The organism is Campylobacter australis, assembly GCF_050586305.1.
Taxonomy (GTDB): Bacteria; Campylobacterota; Campylobacteria; order Campylobacterales; family Campylobacteraceae; genus Campylobacter_A.
Genome location: NZ_JAXUAA010000005.1, coordinates 53,652 through 70,188, shown reverse-complemented (window position 1 = coordinate 70,188; position 16,537 = coordinate 53,652). Strand labels below are relative to the sequence as shown.

The 16,537-nt window shown below is 35.9% G+C and carries 16 protein-coding genes and 1 tRNA gene; 5 read left to right on the top strand and 12 right to left on the bottom strand.

Annotation, left to right across the window (positions count from 1 at the left end; all coding sequences use genetic code 11):
• The first annotated feature begins 112 nt into the window (after positions 1–112).
• Genes U5B17_RS07495 through U5B17_RS07485 form a run of 3 tightly spaced genes read left to right on the top strand, consistent with a single transcriptional unit; the run spans position 113 to position 3,838 of the window.
• Positions 113–802, top strand: a complete 690-nt coding sequence (locus U5B17_RS07495; protein WP_430804727.1) for an MlaA family lipoprotein — start codon at positions 113–115, stop codon at positions 800–802.
• A 4-nt stretch (positions 803–806) separates the two neighbouring features.
• Positions 807–1,394, top strand: a complete 588-nt coding sequence (locus U5B17_RS07490) for a Tgt2/MlaC family protein (RefSeq protein ID WP_430804726.1) — start codon at positions 807–809, stop codon at positions 1,392–1,394.
• Positions 1,391–3,838, top strand: coding sequence for an efflux RND transporter permease subunit (locus U5B17_RS07485; RefSeq protein ID WP_430804725.1), 2,448 nt, complete (start codon positions 1,391–1,393; stop codon positions 3,836–3,838). The genes U5B17_RS07490 and U5B17_RS07485 overlap by 4 nt, the downstream gene beginning before the upstream one ends.
• On the opposite strand, the gene U5B17_RS07480 is transcribed toward U5B17_RS07485, so the two are convergent.
• The gene (locus U5B17_RS07480) at positions 3,835–4,344 is read right to left on the bottom strand and encodes a BON domain-containing protein (RefSeq protein ID WP_430804724.1); all 510 of its coding nucleotides are present in this window, start codon (positions 4,342–4,344) and stop codon (positions 3,835–3,837) included. The genes U5B17_RS07485 and U5B17_RS07480 overlap by 4 nt on opposite strands.
• A gap of 143 nt (positions 4,345–4,487) precedes the next feature.
• Here U5B17_RS07480 and U5B17_RS07475 point away from each other — a divergent pair.
• A tRNA-Sec gene (locus U5B17_RS07475) sits at positions 4,488–4,585 on the top strand.
• A gap of 78 nt (positions 4,586–4,663) precedes the next feature.
• Here the strand turns inward: U5B17_RS07475 and U5B17_RS07470 are convergent.
• The 11 genes from U5B17_RS07470 to dcd form a co-directional block, all read right to left on the bottom strand.
• Positions 4,664–5,341: an MqnA/MqnD/SBP family protein gene (locus tag U5B17_RS07470; RefSeq protein WP_430804723.1), complete on the bottom strand. Its 678-nt coding sequence runs from the start codon at positions 5,339–5,341 to the stop codon at positions 4,664–4,666.
• Positions 5,338–5,886, bottom strand: a complete 549-nt coding sequence (locus U5B17_RS07465) for an NAD(P)H-dependent oxidoreductase (RefSeq protein ID WP_430804722.1) — start codon at positions 5,884–5,886, stop codon at positions 5,338–5,340. Before U5B17_RS07465 ends, U5B17_RS07470 begins: the two co-directional genes overlap by 4 nt.
• Before the next feature lie 48 nt (positions 5,887–5,934).
• Positions 5,935–7,932: a motility associated factor glycosyltransferase family protein gene (locus tag U5B17_RS07460; protein ID WP_430804721.1), complete on the bottom strand. Its 1,998-nt coding sequence runs from the start codon at positions 7,930–7,932 to the stop codon at positions 5,935–5,937.
• A gap of 12 nt (positions 7,933–7,944) precedes the next feature.
• On the bottom strand, positions 7,945–8,973 hold the full coding sequence (gene pseI / locus U5B17_RS07455) for a pseudaminic acid synthase (RefSeq protein ID WP_430804720.1): 1,029 nt from the start codon (positions 8,971–8,973) through the stop codon (positions 7,945–7,947).
• Between the two features lie 364 nt (positions 8,974–9,337).
• On the bottom strand, positions 9,338–10,330 hold the full coding sequence (pseH, locus tag U5B17_RS07450) for a UDP-4-amino-4,6-dideoxy-N-acetyl-beta-L-altrosamine N-acetyltransferase (RefSeq protein WP_430804719.1): 993 nt from the start codon (positions 10,328–10,330) through the stop codon (positions 9,338–9,340).
• Positions 10,312–11,181, bottom strand: coding sequence for a UDP-2,4-diacetamido-2,4,6-trideoxy-beta-L-altropyranose hydrolase (gene pseG, locus U5B17_RS07445; RefSeq protein WP_430804718.1), 870 nt, complete (start codon positions 11,179–11,181; stop codon positions 10,312–10,314). Before pseG ends, pseH begins: the two co-directional genes overlap by 19 nt.
• On the bottom strand, positions 11,174–11,863 hold the full coding sequence (gene pseF / locus U5B17_RS07440) for a pseudaminic acid cytidylyltransferase (protein WP_430804717.1): 690 nt from the start codon (positions 11,861–11,863) through the stop codon (positions 11,174–11,176). The genes pseG and pseF overlap by 8 nt, the downstream gene beginning before the upstream one ends.
• Before the next feature lie 11 nt (positions 11,864–11,874).
• Positions 11,875–12,990: a UDP-4-amino-4,6-dideoxy-N-acetyl-beta-L-altrosamine transaminase gene (gene pseC / locus U5B17_RS07435; RefSeq protein WP_430804716.1), complete on the bottom strand. Its 1,116-nt coding sequence runs from the start codon at positions 12,988–12,990 to the stop codon at positions 11,875–11,877.
• On the bottom strand, positions 12,987–13,982 hold the full coding sequence (pseB, locus tag U5B17_RS07430) for a UDP-N-acetylglucosamine 4,6-dehydratase (inverting) (RefSeq protein WP_430804715.1): 996 nt from the start codon (positions 13,980–13,982) through the stop codon (positions 12,987–12,989). The genes pseC and pseB overlap by 4 nt, the downstream gene beginning before the upstream one ends.
• A gap of 46 nt (positions 13,983–14,028) precedes the next feature.
• The gene (locus U5B17_RS07425; RefSeq protein ID WP_430804714.1) at positions 14,029–14,625 is read right to left on the bottom strand and encodes a formyltransferase family protein; all 597 of its coding nucleotides are present in this window, start codon (positions 14,623–14,625) and stop codon (positions 14,029–14,031) included.
• Positions 14,622–15,182: a dCTP deaminase gene (dcd, locus tag U5B17_RS07420; RefSeq protein ID WP_430804713.1), complete on the bottom strand. Its 561-nt coding sequence runs from the start codon at positions 15,180–15,182 to the stop codon at positions 14,622–14,624. The genes U5B17_RS07425 and dcd overlap by 4 nt, the downstream gene beginning before the upstream one ends.
• A gap of 283 nt (positions 15,183–15,465) precedes the next feature.
• Between dcd and U5B17_RS07415 the strand changes: the two genes are divergently transcribed.
• Positions 15,466–16,518, top strand: coding sequence for an alpha/beta hydrolase (locus U5B17_RS07415; RefSeq protein ID WP_430804712.1), 1,053 nt, complete (start codon positions 15,466–15,468; stop codon positions 16,516–16,518).
• The last annotated feature ends 19 nt before the right edge of the window (positions 16,519–16,537 follow it).

Genomic DNA, 16,537 nt, shown 5'->3' with positions numbered 1-16,537 from the left:
AATATAATTTTGAAAGTATAATAAAAGATATATATAAAATAGCTTAAATTTTTTATATATTTAAAAGCTACAAAAGAGTAAAATCTCAATTTATTTTAAAAAAAGGAAAATTTTGAAATATCTCTTAACTTTTTTTCTTAGCATAACGCTTGCTTTTTCTCAAAGCAGTGATGAGTTTGATGCAGAATTTAACGATAAAAACACATTTGATCCACTAAGTGGCTATAATAGAATGATGACAAGCGTTAATGATAAAATTTACACATATATCTTTGATCCAGTTGTAGATGGCTATAGATATGTTGTGCCAGCAAAAGGTCGAGAAGTTATAGCAAATGTATTTGATAACCTACTATTTCCACTTCGTTTTGTAAATAACATTTTGCAATTTAAATTTCAAAATGCAGCAGATGAAACACTTAGGTTTATAGCAAATACAATAGTTGGCTTTGGCGGCATAAGCGATGTTGCCACCACTTACTACAAAATTCCACGCCACGATGAGGACTTTGGTCAGACACTTGGACACTGGGGTGTTGGAAGTGGCTTTCACATCGTCTGGCCAATATTTGGACCTTCAAATTTAAGAGATACCTTTGGGCTAGTTGGCGACTTTTTTGCAAAACCTATAAACTATGTCGATCCAAACGAATTATCTCTTGGGCTAAATGTAGGCAGCAAAACAAATGAGATGGCTCAAAATCCAGATATGTATAAGAACTTAAAAAAAGATGCTGTTGATTTATATCCATTTTTACGCGATGCTTATGAGCAAAGACGCGACTATTTAATAAAGGAATGATAATATGAAACTTAAACTTTTTTGTGTAGCATTGCTAAGCGCAACGATGTTATTTGCTCTACCAAAAGATGAGATAAAGCCACAAGTTGAGATAAAAACAACACAAGCTATAGAGGTTTTAACAAATGCAAGCCTTTCAAATGAGCAAAAGATGGATGAGCTGTTTAAAATTTTTGATCCGTTATTTGACTATAAACAAATGGCAAAGATAAGCCTTGGAAAACGCTTTAATACCCTAAATGACTCACAAAAAGCAGAATTTAGCAAAGCCTTTGAGCAAAAACTAAAAAGCTCTTATGCTGATAAACTTTTAGGATACACAAACCAAGAGATAAAAGTAAAAGAGCTGACCGAGCCACAAAAAAACAGAGTCTTTTTGCACTCTGAGCTTTTAAGTGAGGGCAAGAGTTATGATTTTATATATAAATTTTATAATGACAACGATAACTGGCTAATTTATGACATGGAGATTATAGGTGTTAGTCTACTTCAAACCTACCGCAGTCAGTTTGCTGATATGCTTGACAATGCCGACTTTGAAACACTTATAAAAAAGCTAAATGAGACATCAGCTATAAAAGTTGATAATTGAAAAAAATCTTTAAATTTATACTAACAAACTCAAAGCTCGTTTTATGCATAATGCTTGCATTAACGGGCTTTTTTGGCTATTTTTCAAAAAATCTTGAAGTTGACGCATCGTCTGAAACACTACTTCTTGAACACGATAAAGACCTTGAAATTTGGCGAGACATAAATAAACGCTATACATCACAAAATTTTCTTGTCGTAACCTACACTCCAGCAGATGATATGTTTTTGCCAAAAAATCTTAAATTTATTGAAGATATAAGCAAAGAATTTGCAAAAAATGATCTAATCTCTAGTGTTACAAATATCACAAATATCCCGCTTTTAAAGAGTGTTACTGGTTCAATAACCAATATCCTTAACCACACGCCAACTCTTAAAGATGCCGACATAAACATCACTTTAGCCAAAAATGAGTTTAAAAATAGTCCAATTTATAGTGCAAATTTGATCAGCAAAGACCTAAAAACAACAGCAATAGTGCTAAATCTAAAAGATGATAAGCGCTATTTTGAGCTTTTAAATAAAAGAAATGAGCTTCTTGCATTAGAGCAAGATGGAACGATAAATAGCACTCAAAAAATAGACCTAACAAATGTGCAGGCTGAATTTAAGGCATATAGGGATATTTTACGAGCAAAAGAGCACGCTGGACTTGAGGATATAAAAAGTACGATTAAAAAATTTAAAAATAGTGAAAATCAGCTATTTTTAGGTGGCGCAAATATGATCGCTGATGATATGATAAGTTTTGTAAAAAATGACCTTGCGACTTACGGTATCAGTGTTGCTTTGCTGCTTGCAATTTGCTTATGGCTATTTTTTAGACAAATTCGCTGGGTGGTTTTGCCACTTTTTATATGTGTTATAAGCGCTATTATATCAAGCGGGCTTTTTGGACTTTTTGGCTGGGAGATAACAGTCATTAGCTCAAACTATATCGCCCTAGTTCTGATCATCACCATCTCAGTTGTGATACATCTTATAGTAACTTACCGCGAATTTTATCAAAAACACTCACATTTTAGCCAAAAAGCATTGATATATCTAACACTTCGCGACAAAGCAAAGCCTAGCTTTTGGGCAATCTTTACAACGATAGTTGGCTTTGCTTCACTTATGAGCGCAGATATAAAACCTGTCATAATGCTTGGCGTGATGATGAGTACTGGCATAGCGGTTACGCTATTTGTAGCATTTGTCATATTTGCAACAGTGCTTGTAAATTTAAAAAAGATACCGCCAATTAATAGCTTTGAAAAAAGCTTCAGTTTTACAAAAATTTGCGCGAATTTTGCACTACAAAAGCGCGGTTTAGTCTATACATTTTCACTAATCGCGCTATGTTTTGGAGTGTATGGTATCACTCAACTTAAAGTTGAAAATAGCTTTATTGGCTACTTTAAAAAAGATACGCAGATTAGGCAAGGTATGCAAGTTATAGATGAAAACTTAGGCGGAACGATACCGCTTGATATTATCATCGAATTTGAACAAAACCAAAAGAATGAGCCTAAAAAAGATGAATTTGATGAGTTTGAACAAGAATTTATCAAACAAGCGTCTCAAACAAAATACTGGTTTGATAGCTATAAAACAAGGGTTGCCGAAAAGACACATAAGTTTTTAAAAGAGCAAGATTATGTAGGCTCTGTAAGCTCTTTGGCAACACTAACAGCAGTTATTAGAGAGTTAAATAGCGGTGAAGTAGATGACTTTTTACTTTCAGCTATGTATGAAAAACTTCCAGATGAGTATAAGAATATACTACTTAATCCTTATGTAAATATCGATAAAAACGAGCTTCGCTTTGTACTTCGCATAACTGATAGTGATGAAAATTTAAGGCGTGATAAATTTATAAAAGAGCTAAATGAAAATCTACATGAGCTTTTAAAAGACGATGGGGTTAAGATAACGGTAGCTGGCATGATGGTACTTTACAATAACATGCTTTTAAATCTAGTAAGCTCTCAAACTGACACTCTAGCCATAAGTATTGGACTGCTTTTTGTACTATTTTGCTTTATTTTTAAAAGTATAAAATTTGCACTAATCGCAATCATCACAAATCTCATACCACTTTGTGTTCTTTTTGGCATTATGGGAATTTTTGGAATTGCGCTTGATATGATGAGTATAACGATTGCAGCCATAAGCATAGGTATAGGAGTAGATGACATTATACACTACATGCACAGGTTTAGACTAGAGCTACTTTCAAAAAGCATCACTCAGGCTATCAAAGCTTCGCATGCTAGCATAGGCTATGCTATGTATTACACATCATTTACTATATTTTTAGGTTTTAGCGTTATGATGAGTAGCAACTTTATACCGACTATATATTTTGGGCTTTTAACAGACCTTGTAATGGCACTAATGCTTATCTGCGCACTAGTTTTACAGCCTACACTGCTTGCTAGCTTTTGTAAAAAAAATTAGCGAAGCACTCTTAAAAATGAATACACATCAGCAACGCCATCTATATGTTTTGCATACCAAATGGCGTGCTTTTCGTACTCATGTGTTGCCACGATGCCACTAAACACAACATCACAGCCAACAACTCCTATGCGGACATTTGTTGATTTAACAGAGCTATCGCTAAATAAATTTGCTTTCAAATTTGCTAAAATTTTAGTACTTGAACAAGGATAATTTGCCTGCTTTATCCTGATATATTCATGCACTTTTCTAACACCAGCAGTATCTTTTGCCAGCTGCAAAAGTGCATTTTTAAATCCATCGCTTTGAACTAAACCAAGCAGATAAACTTCGCCGTAAAAAACCTCAACTTCTATATCAAAACTACTTAAACCTTTTGTAAAAAGAATTTTTGAGCGAATTTTACTTTGTATGTATTTGTCGTTTGTTATAGAGCCTATATCGCGCTCATCGCGTGAAACAGAGTATATATCATACACATTTATCGCATTTGAAGCTGGCATTAAAACACTAAGGCAACCAGTAAAAAATAGTGATAAAAATGATAAAAATACCCTAAAAATATCTACACCTTTTTAAAATTTTAAAGATTTTAATAAAACTAGACTAAAATTTATATAAAATTTGGTAAAATAGGCAAACATGCGGAGGATAAAGTAATCTGGTGGTGCTCACGGACTTCAAATCCGATGGCGGGGCGGTTGACCGTTTCGCGGGGAGTTCGATTCTCTCATCCTCTCGCCATCTATTTGCTTTTAGACTTCAACTTTTTTAACTATAAAGCCTATCCTTGTTGCCTGCGATAAATTAGCAGTAAGTATACTAATTTGGATCAAACCTAAGCTCTCGTGCCTTTTGTATAAAAATTCTTAGTGCTTTTTGCTCTTTTTTACCCATTTTATAGCTAATAAATTTCAGATACCATCTGATGTTTTCAGGAGAAATTTGTCTGGCTTTTGCATACCTTTCAAGTATATAGCGAGGTATTTTTATATTTTTTGATAAAAAGCTATTAACCAGCTTCTCATAAGTTGAGCCATTTTTTATATAACAAAAACGACCAAAAACAAATGGCAAACCCTGCTTTTCGTGCCAGATTTCACCCATATCATAAAAATTTTCGCTACCTTCATTAATATATGCTCTCAAAGCTCTATCGCCAATTAGCACTTCGCCTTTTAGTCCTAAAATTTTAGAAAGCATATTTGAGCTAGCGCTTGCGCTATCAAGCTTACTTGGGCTATTTTTACGAACCAAAACACTTTTTACACTCTTTTTTGCGACAATACCAAAATTTAGTTTTTTATATTTTACACGGCGACTCTCTATGCTTGAGATGATGGCTGCATCGATTTGACAGCGACAGAGTGCACCATTTAGCTTACTTGGCACACCCTTTTTGTGTTCTATGGCTTTTTTAACATAACTTTGAAGTGGCGAACGCTTTAAAAAAACATGAAATGGTAATAAATTTAGATAGTCTATCTTACCAAATTTCAATCCAAAGCTTCCTTCCAATCCTCATTTTTCAAAAGCTTTTTATATATTTCACAACACTCATTAAGGCGCTCATCACTGATATTTGATGAATCATCTACTACAAAAGGCTCACCAAAATCCATACCACAATAATTCATCGAAGCTTCAAAAGGAACTAAAATTTCGCTCATATCATGCTTTGCTCTACCAAATTTTGAATAATCAGCTATCGTTCCGCCAACGCTAACTGCAACTTGAACATCTTTTCCAGTTAGCACACCAGTACTTCCATATGCCCAGCCATAAGTAAAAACCTCATCCAAATATGCCTTTAAAATAGCTGGCGTTGCATAAAAATATAGTGGAAACTGAAAAATTATACGATCTGCGCTTTCTAAAAATTTCTGCTCTTTTGCTATATCAAAACTTTTGGTCTTTTCCCCATAAATTTCATCTAAAAACCTTACATTTTCAGAGCCTAAAGTATCTTTTGCAACTTTTAAGAGTGCCTTATTTACCTTTGAACGCTCAAAATACGGATGTGAAAATACAACAACTGTTTTCATCTTTTGCTCCTTTAAAATTTTAATAAATTATATCAAAAAATTTACATTTTATTTATTTTTTACAGGCAAAATTCCGCGCCTTTTCATCTCTTTTATAAGATTTTTACTTGCACTTGTAGTAGTTTCTATATCAGCATTTAAGCCACCAGCAGCTGAAAATAGCCAATATTTATGCATTTCAAGCCACTGAATAAGCTTATCTACTTTTTGCTCTTTTGTATCGCTTGGCGCAACTGAAATTTTAGCCAACTCAAGTTCTTGAAAATTTACTGAGATCGCTAGTATATTTTCAATAATCTTGACATTTTTTCTTGACATAATAAAGTCTTTTACTTTATCTATCTTGTCTGAAATTTTAACAAGCTCGTCAAAATGTTCCGCACCAAGCTTGCCTTCATTTTTAATAGCAAGAAATTTATCTATCTTTGGCACAATGCTCAAAAAAACCTTTTCTATACGCTCTTTAACCTTAGTTTGCACGGCAACCTTTTTTTGAATAACATCGTAAATCTGCAACATACTTTTACTAGCATCCTCAAAGCTTACTTTTTGTATCTGTGGTAAATTTTTAGTCTTTTTACTAGCTAAAATTTCATCTACAATCTCAGAAAATGGTCGTTCAATTGTACCAGATATATGTGCTCCACCCTCTGTACAGTTGTAAGTTTTTATATCTTCTTTGCTTGCTTCTTCGATATCTTTTTCATATTGATTTTTAAAGATATTCCAAATATGCGTTGTTCGGACTTCGCCCTCACCGCCATAAGCAGTAGTAAAAAGATCATACTCACCGCTTTCAGTAAATGTATGACCTATAGCATGTGACGAACCATCCTTACCAAAAGCTAAATCTTGTCCGATAAGAACGATCTGCTTGTGTTTTAATACATACGCTAGTTGATAAGCTTGATTTGCGGTCGAATGACCGATACCTAGATAGCCATGTCTTTTTAGCTTATAGCCCATCTCATCAGAACCAGGACGCATCGTCAAAACCAGCTTTCTATCTTTTAAATTTCTAATTGTATCTGCATGTGTTAATGTTGCTACCACAAAGTAAATATTCTTATCTATTTTCTTATCTTTATTTAAGAAAAATGTCGATGTCGCAGGAACTCGTTCAATTGAGGTAACATAATCAGGTGCAATACCGTGCTTTAAAAGTATCGGATATGACGCATCGACACTTATTACACTTACATAAGGCGCAACCTTTTTCAAAAGCGGTAGCTGCTTAGTAAGTGATGGTCCAGTAGCTACGATTATGGCGGTTTGTACTTTTTTAAGACGAGCTTTTACAAGGTCGTAATATGGATAGTTTGTGACAGCATGAACGATATTTTCTAAATTTTGCCTAATGCCTTGGAGGTTATCATCTATACTGTTACCACAAGCTGATGCATACTGCAAAAATGCACGAGTAAAATATTTATTAATGCGATCAACATCATCACTAAATTTATCATAAAACGGCGAATGTACATGCATATCATAAAGCTTCATATATGATGAGATCGTAGAATTTGCGATAGTGAAATATACCTGCGTAAAGGTCATAAATTTTGAGTAAAAAAGCACTAAACGCTCATTTGCAAGCTCCTCTGAAAGATCGATAAGATGCAAAATAGAATATATAATTTCAATCTCAGGTTCAACCACCAAAATTCGCTTATGAGTTTTGTTTGCAAGTAGAGCCTTATAAAGTATGCCGTTACCAAGTCCGTAAAAATACATAAAAGGATAACGCTTATACTGTTTTTCAAGTATTTCAAGCTGGCTATGTACATTAGCAACTGGCTTTTCATAGACATATTCTAAACTCTGCCTATCAATAAGGTTTATATCTATCGGATCTTTACCTATAAAAATTTCATACTTTTCTTGTTTTTCTATACCAAAAAGATGTGCCGCTAAAAGCTCATCTTTTTGAAAAAGTGCTTGTAAATTTTTACGAAATATTGGATTTTCAACCTTGGCTTTAATGTCTATATCTTTACTTGATTTTTGATTTTGTTTTCTTGACCTTATAATTTCATCTTTTTTCATAGCTTACTCCTTTTATAAATCATTTTTTGTTATTTTTTCACCAAATTTTATCTCTCGTTTTGCAACTTTACCAAGTAAATTTGGCAAAGATTTCGGATGTAGTCCGTATCCAGGGCGCACACTTTTTACATTTTTTTCGCTAAAAATTTCACCCATTTTTATATCACAACTCGCATAAAGAGACCTTGAAAACCGCCTATTTGCAAAACTTTTTTCATCTAGCTCATAACTTACTTTACCAAGTAGCGCCTCAGTATCACGCACAGCCCTTACCATATCACCAAACTCACGCTCATCAAGACTAAACGCCTCATCGACACTTCGCACGCTCTTATCCAAGATAAAGTGCTTCTCAACGATCCTAGCCCCAAGCGAAACTGCAACAACTGGCGCAACTATGCCAAGAGTATGATCTGAAAAGCCCACTTGAGTGCCAAATTTCGCCCCCATATCAGCGATCGTAGCTAGATTCATCTGTGAAAACTCCGCTGGATAGCTAGAAGTGCATTTTAAAAGTGCAATCTGATCGTTTCTGGCCGCTTTACAGATCGCAACAATATCTGAAATTTCTTGCTCAGTTGCAATACCAGTTGAGATGATGATAGGTTTTTTAAGAGCTGCTACATATCGCACAAACTGATAATCGGTAATCTCAAAACTCGCGATCTTATACGCTGGTGGGTTAAACTGCTTTAAAAAATCTACATCATCTTTGCAAAATGGACTTGAAAAACACATAAGCCCTTGCTCTTTGGCTACTTTGAAAATTTCAGCATGCCACTCACGCGGAGTCAAGGCCTCGGCGTAAAGATCGTATAAATTTCGTCCATCCCACAAGCCGCCTTTTATCATAAAGTCACTCTGTGTCGAGTTTAGCGTAAGGCTATCTGGTGTGTAAGTTTGTATCTTTATCGCGTCTGCACCAGCTCTTTTTGCTGCTTTTATCGTATCTAGTGCAGTTTGCAAACTTCCACTATGATTTGCCGAAAGCTCAGCAATCACAAAGACCTTTTCATTGGTATCAAAATCGCCTATTTTCATAATCTATCCCAAATTTTTATTTACCATCATCAGTTTGTTAAATTTAGCAAATTTTAATATAGTAAATCACTCGTCTTAGCTAGATAAGCTTAAACTTCACACTGCATTATCGACACCAAAATCCAAAGCCTATTTTACCCAACTAACCACAAAACTTTTAGTAGTTTTGCTAAGTTTTAGGTAGAGATTAGCCACCTACACTTAAAACTGCTACTTGGCGGCTTTTTACGCTTCACTTGCCTCATATCAACAAACGCCACTGGCGATGAAAAAGAAACTTATCTATAAATTTTACAAACTACCACTATATCGGCAAAATTTCAATTTTTTTATGAAATTTACCCACATTATAGCCAATTTATTTTTAAGCCACTATTTTGATCTCAAAACTATTAGATAGACTTTGGATTTTTTGCATAAATTTTGTCATTTTATGCTCTTGCCAGTGATGTAAATCTTGCCTTAAATAGCTAAATTTCTCATCTTTTTTAACCTCGGCAAACCCAAAACTTCTATCAAATTTCAGCGCATTTTCATTCTCATTTTTTACAAGTGCGTTTAGCGTTTTGCTCTTTGTAAAGGCAAACTCCAAAAAGCTAAACACGCACGCACAGACTACAAATCCACTTGTATTTGGCTTAAAAAACAGCCCCCAGCTATACTCACCACCACTTAAAACCAAATTTATACCACCGCAAATTTTGCCATCTTCAAGCACAGCTAAGTAAGTATTGCCCCCCTGCGAGTCTTGTAGCCACTTTTTATACTCTTCAAAGCTAATGACTTTATCATTTAGGCTCATATTTCGCACACTTTCAAGGTTTCTAATGGATAAAATTTCCCTATTTTCATCATCGCTTAAAAGCTGATAGTTTTTCATCACGATCTGCATCATTTCTCCTTCATTTTTTATCTGAAAAAAGCTATATTTCTCATCTTTTTTAACCATTTCAAAGCCAAAATCAGCATAAAGCCGTGTCGCTCTTTCGTTCTCATTAAGCGCATAAGCGTTGATCTGGCTGACATTTAATACCAAAAAGCCATATCCTAAAATCGTGTGTAAAAGAGTTTTGCCTTGCGCTTTTAGGCTTGGGTTTGCATAGACACCAAACTCACAGCTACCGCTGCAAATATCTACAAAATCAATCACACCGATAAATTTTTCACTATCTTTAAGCAAAAAATACAGCTTGTTTTTAGCATTTTTCAAGTTTTCAATGAAATTTAAATGCTCCGCCAAACTCATACTTTTATTTTGCATAAATTTCGCCACTCGTTCATCATTTCGCCACTCCAAAATCATCAACTTTTGCTCGTGTGAAAGCTTGGTGAAATTTATTAGCTCAATATTTTGCATATTTGCTCACTTACATAGGCTTTAAAGCCATTAGTTTTGAGCCATTTGTAAAGCTCATTTTGATTATCCGCTGTTTTTACGGCTGTGAAATTTGCCCCCAAAACTAGGGCTTCATTGACAAAGCCGCTTGCTTGGATTATTAAATTTTGGCTTTCGTTCATAAGTTTTGCGATTTGATCTGAGTTTATAAAAAGGCTTAAATTTTCATTTTCATCTGATAAATTTTTAAGCTCAGTCAAATTTGTATTCGCACTTGTTGTGATTAGGGCGATTTTGGCGGATTTTGCTAGTAAAATTTCAGCGATTTTGCAACTTAGATTTAAAATATCCGTTCCACCAAAACCGATAAAAAAATCATAAATTTTCTCTCGTTTCACACTTTGCTCTTGATAAAACTCATCTCGCACGAGCATATACTCACGCCCACACCAAACCTCACACCAATAAGGCACCAAAGTAGCATATTTTAGGCGCTCAGCAAACAAATTTACATTTAGCAAAATGTCGCAGTAATGTTTGCCATAACAATCATCAAAGCATAAAATTTTAGCATCAGTTTGCTCACAAATAGCACGCTCATTATCAAAATCTATACCATAATGATCAATCACCACAAGCTCAAATTTTTCCATATTTATAAGCTCTATAAACTCTGAAATTTCAGATGTTTTAAGCTCAAATTTTGGATAATTTATCTCATTAAAAATATCGCCATTTAACCTAACACAAGCGAACGAAACATCGCTAAATTTTGCCGCCATCACAAGATTGCGCCTAATGTGTCCGTGTCCGATCTGGTCGCTGCTATCGGCTCGGATCAGGGTTTTTAGATGAGAAATTTTTTTAAACATTATTTATCTTATAAAGCCTTTTTGTAAACTCAAAATCCTCTGGCGTATCAATATCGCAGACTAAATTTCTAGGCAAAACAAACGCCTGTGAATGTGGTGCAAAAACGGACTTTTTATCCAGCCAAGCAGACCTTGTGCCAAAATAAAACTGCCCTGCATCGTGGTAGGCTCTTTGTAAATCCTGTGAGCGGGTGCGTTCAAACTGCGGATAAAACATACTTACAGCGTTATTTTCATCAAGTTTTATGGCTCGCTGTATAGGAAAGCCAAACTCAGTAGCAGAAAACAAAAACTCACATTCAATACTATCAAATTTAATCGCTGCTTCACGCAAAATCTCACTCGTTAAAAGCGGAGCAGTAGCGTAAAGACAGCAAATTTGGCTGAAATTTTCGCCACATCTTATAATCGCATCACGCACGACATCGCTACTTGTTGTATAATCATCACTCAAATCAGCTTCACGCACGAAAGGAACTTTTGCTCCGTATTTTAGGGCTACTTCAGCGATTTGTGCGTCATCAGTCGAAACTATCACCTCATCAAAAACGCCCGATTGTAACGCTGTTTGGATACTATAAGCAATCAGTGGTTTGCCAAAGAAGTCTTTAATATTTTTCTGCGGTATGCGTTTGCTTCCGCCCCTAGCTGGTATCACGCAAAGGTTTTTTTTATAGATCATTTTAACCCTTGTTAGGCAAAATTTTGTAAAATTTGAACTAAATTTTTAGCTACAAACTCTGCATCACTTACACTCATATTTTGATGACACGGAATGCTAAGCTCGGATTTGTAAAAATTCTCTGTATTTGGTAGCGAAATTTCGCCCTGTTTTTCTCGGTAAAAGCCAAACTGGTAAGTCGGCTTATAATGCACCTGAACACCTATGTTTAAGGCATGAAGCGCATCAAAAATCTCACCCTTTTTACTCCAAAATTTCTCATCTAACAAAATCGCATAAAGATGTCGTGAGCTAGTCGTACCGCTTGGGATTTTGATCGTTTGAAAGTATGGGTTATTGGCAAATTTTTCATCGTAAATTTTAGCGATCTCGTTTCGCTTTGTGATCATCTCATCAAGGCGTTTTAGCTGACTTAGTCCCAATGCACAAGCCACATCTGGCAGACGATAGTTGTATCCAAGCAGGCTCATATCGCTATCCCAGCGAGTGGTTTTTGTGATGCCGTGCGAGCGGTAAAGTCGTGCTAGACGCGCGATCTCATCGTCGTTTGTGGCAAGCGCACCGCCTTCAAATGTCGTAAGCGGCTTAACTGGATGAAAGCTAAATATGCTAATGTCGGCTTTTGCTCCCACTTTTACGCCGTTTTGACTGCTTCCAAGCGCGTGAGAAGCATCATCTATTACCCTTATGCCGTTTGCTTTTGCGGTGGCTAAAATTTTATCTATTTCAACTGGATTTCCGCCAAAATCCACGGCGGTTATGACCTTTGTTTTAGAAGTTATAAGTTTTGAAATTTCGCTTTCATCGATGTTTCCATCAGTTTTTACATCACAAAATTTAACATCTGCTTGACACATCAAAGCAGCATTTGCCGTCGCCGCAAATGTGATTGGTGTCGTGATGATCTCATCGCCACAAGCAACACCAAGTGCAAGATATGCTGCGTGAAGTGCCGAAGTGGCCGAATTCATCACTATGACATGCTTTACGCCGACATATTTTGCGATAGCGTTTTCAAATTCACTAACCTTTGCTCCACCTGTTAAAATTTCATCTTTAAGTGCCAAAACCACGGCATCTATGTCATCTTGCGTGATCTGCTGACGAGAGTATGGCAAAAAGCTCATTTAGTGTCTCCTATCATCTCTAAAAGCCCCTTGCGATCAAGCCAAATAGTGTTTTTATCCGAGCTGTATTCAAAATTTTCTTTGACCAAATGCCCCTTTTCGCCGAGCGCATTAGCACTAAAGTCCTGAATATCCGCCAGTTGAATAGACGGCGAAATCACATAATGATCGTCAAATTCATAAGTCAGGTGCGCATCATCCTTACCCACCATAACTTCGTGCATCTTCTCGCCTGGGCGTATGCCGATAACTTTGATACCAAGCTCTGGTGCAAGGGCTTTTGCAAGGGCTGGCATCGTCATAGACGGGATCTTAGGGATGAAAATTTCCCCACCCTTCATTCGCTCGAAATTTTTAAGAACGAAATTAACCCCCTGCTCCAATGTAATCCAAAATCGTGTCATATCTGCGTGCGTGATCGGTAGCTCCTTTGCGCCCTCGGCGATTAGGCGTTTAAAAAGTGGCACAACCGAGCCACGAGAGCCTACGACATTACCATATCGCACAACTGCAAAGCGCGTTTTTTTAGAGCCTGCAATGTTGTTCGCCGCCACAAAAAGCTTATCGCTGGCAAGCTTGGTTGCTCCGTATAAATTCACAGGGTTACACGCCTTATCAGTTGAGAGAGCAATCACTTTATTCACACCAGTGGCAAAGGCTGCGTTGATGACATTTTGTGCGCCGTTGATGTTGGTTTTGATGCACTCCATTGGGTTATATTCAGCGATTGGCACATGCTTTAAAGCAGCCGCATGAATGACAAAATCCACACCGTCCATCGCCGTTTTAAGTCGGCTCTCATCACGCACATCGCCGATGAAATATCGCATACACTTATCGTTAAAAATTTGTGCCATTTCGTATTGTTTTAGCTCGTCGCGAGAGTAGATTACAATGCGTTTTGGCTTAAATTTTTTGAGTAAAATTTCAGTGTATTTTTTACCAAAACTACCCGTTCCACCAGTAATTAAGATACTTTTCGTATTAAACATTTTTACTCCTTGTAAGGCACTATAACTGTAAATCTACAAGCAATTTCTATACCATTTTATTTTGCTTTAAAATATCTAAAAATTCTGCTATATTTGTATTCCAACCATTTACTAAAAACGGCATAAATTTATCTTTATCTGAGCTTTTATGATAGGAACCTATTACCCCCCCCCTCGTCTGTTGAGGTATGGAAACTATAGTTTTATTCTTTATTGCAAACCAATTTCGTTTAAAAAGCTTTTGAATTTCTCTTTGAAGTATATTGTAACTACTGGCGAATGTATGCATTCTTGCATCAAATACAATAATCTCTTGAGCTATAATATCTCCTTTATCCAATCCTTCATTCATATAGTGAATACTGACACCATTTGGGGTCCCATCAACAAATGACCAAAAATTCGGATCACTTCCTCTGTTAAATGGCAAGAAAGATGTATGTAAATTTATAGCAGACTTAATAAAATGTCGTAATATCTGAGCTGGTAAAATATATCTATATCTATAACTTATTAAAAAGTCAAATTTCTCTTTTATAATAAAATTTTCATCAATTTTATTATTATTTTGATAAATAATATTTTTATCATCTTTTAAAAATTCAACTAACTCAGAATATGGCCCAAGGTATAGAATTTTCACTTAAGTATCCTAGGCAAAGTTATACCCTCTTGTGCTTGATACTTGCCCTTTTTATCAGCATATGTGACCTCACACGGCTCATCTCCTTGCAAAAATAGCACCTGTGCGATGCCCTCGTTTGCGTAAATTTTAGCTGGAAGTGGCGTCGTGTTTGAAATCTCAATCGTAATATGCCCCCTAAACCCCGGCTCAAACGGCGTTACATTTACGATTATACCGCATCTTGCGTAAGTGCTTTTACCAAGACAGATCGCCAAAACATCATCTGGCATATTAAAATACTCAACCGTTCTAGCCAGTGCAAACGAATTTGGCGGCACTATACAGACATCGCCCTTAAAATCAACCACATTTTTCTCATCAAAATTCTTAGGATCAACGACTGTGCCACCGATATTTGTAAAAATTTTAAACTCATCAGCCACGCGTATGTCATAGCCATAGCTACTAACACCGTAGCTTACCACGCCGCTACCGACTTGATCCTCACAAAAAGGTACGATCATATCGCACTCTTTGCTCATTTTTCGTATCCACTTATCACTTTTTAATCCCATTGTTTTTCCTTGTGTAAAATTGATTTAATTTTAGCAAAAAATGGCTAAATTTTAATTTTAGCCAAATAAAAAGCTGCCATACTTACAAAGCATTAAAAAAATTTTAATCAAATGTAAAAAATTAAAAATTTGTAGGATTAGGCAAAAATTTGGAGTATTATTCTAACTACTTAACTAACAAATTTGTTATAATATGAGAACTTAAATCAAAGGATACAACGATGAAAATTAAAAATTTAACACTTAGTTTTATACTAACTACAGCTTATTGGGAGGAAATTTAATGGCTTTAAATAATGTCGTGCCAAGCTCTATGGCGCAAATCACAACTGCTGCGCAAATTACTCAAATTTGGGATAAAACATTTACAAAATCAGACAAAGTAGAACATAAAAAAGTAACATTTAAAAATCACTACGGTATTAGCTTAGTAGGCGATCTTTATACGCCTAAAAATTTACAAGACAAAGCACCAGCTATAATTGTAAGCGGTCCGTTTGGAGCGGTCAAAGAGCAAAGTAGTGGTCTTCATGCTCATGAGCTTGCCAAAAGAGGATTTATCACGCTAGCTTTTGATCCAAGCTTTACTGGAGAGAGTAGTGGCGAGCCTCGCGGTATGGCAAGTCCTGATATAAACAGCGAAGATGTAAGTGCAGCTGTTGATTTTGTAGGATTATTACCAAATGTTGATAGAGAAAAGATCGGTGTGCTAGGGATTTGCGGATTTTCTGGTATGTCGCTTACCGCTGCTACCTCTGATACCCGTATAAAAGCTGTTGCAACCACTGCAATGTATGATATGTCAAGCTCTATTGGGCGTGGAATGGGTGATGGATACACTAAAAAAGAGCGCGAGGCTGTGCTTGAATATATAAATCTCCAGCGTTGGGAGGATGCAAAATCTGGCACTTATGCACGAAATTATCACGAAGTGCCAGTGCTAGATGGTAAACCACTTCTTGGTGATAAAATTCTGCCTGAAACTTTGGGCGAGGATCCACACCCTGTTTTGGCTGTATTTTTTGATTATTACCGCACAAAAAGAGGTTATCACGCTCGCTCGCTAAACTCAAACTCAGCATGGCTAGCACAGATGCCAACGGCGTTTTTTCAGTTTAAACTATATGATAATATAAAAGATATGAATAAACCCGTGCTTTTTGTAAATGGTGAAAACTCGCACTCATTGCACTTTTCAAAGAGAGCTTATGAGATAGTAAATGAGCCAAAAGAGCTTGTTATCGTACCAAATGCACATCATGTTGATCTTTATGATAATTATGAAAAAATTCCATTTGACAAATTTGAGCAGTTTTTTAGGGAAAATTTAAAGTGAAAATTTTAGCCATTTTCTT

Coding starts and splice junctions, on each gene's coding strand:
- U5B17_RS07490 (WP_430804726.1), top strand. CDS start 807: ATGAAACTTAAACTTTTTTGTGTAGCATTGCTAAGCGCAACGATGTTA.
- U5B17_RS07480 (WP_430804724.1), bottom strand. CDS start 4,344: ATGCCAGCTTCAAATGCGATAAATGTGTATGATATATACTCTGTTTCA.
- U5B17_RS07465 (WP_430804722.1), bottom strand. CDS start 5,886: ATGAAAACAGTTGTTGTATTTTCACATCCGTATTTTGAGCGTTCAAAG.
- U5B17_RS07460 (WP_430804721.1), bottom strand. CDS start 7,932: ATGAAAAAAGATGAAATTATAAGGTCAAGAAAACAAAATCAAAAATCA.
- pseI (WP_430804720.1), bottom strand. CDS start 8,973: ATGAAAATAGGCGATTTTGATACCAATGAAAAGGTCTTTGTGATTGCT.
- pseH (WP_430804719.1), bottom strand. CDS start 10,330: ATGCAAAATATTGAGCTAATAAATTTCACCAAGCTTTCACACGAGCAA.
- pseG (WP_430804718.1), bottom strand. CDS start 11,181: ATGTTTAAAAAAATTTCTCATCTAAAAACCCTGATCCGAGCCGATAGC.
- pseF (WP_430804717.1), bottom strand. CDS start 11,863: ATGATCTATAAAAAAAACCTTTGCGTGATACCAGCTAGGGGCGGAAGC.
- pseC (WP_430804716.1), bottom strand. CDS start 12,990: ATGAGCTTTTTGCCATACTCTCGTCAGCAGATCACGCAAGATGACATA.
- pseB (WP_430804715.1), bottom strand. CDS start 13,982: ATGTTTAATACGAAAAGTATCTTAATTACTGGTGGAACGGGTAGTTTT.
- dcd (WP_430804713.1), bottom strand. CDS start 15,182: ATGGGATTAAAAAGTGATAAGTGGATACGAAAAATGAGCAAAGAGTGC.
- U5B17_RS07415 (WP_430804712.1), top strand. CDS start 15,466: ATGGCTTTAAATAATGTCGTGCCAAGCTCTATGGCGCAAATCACAACT.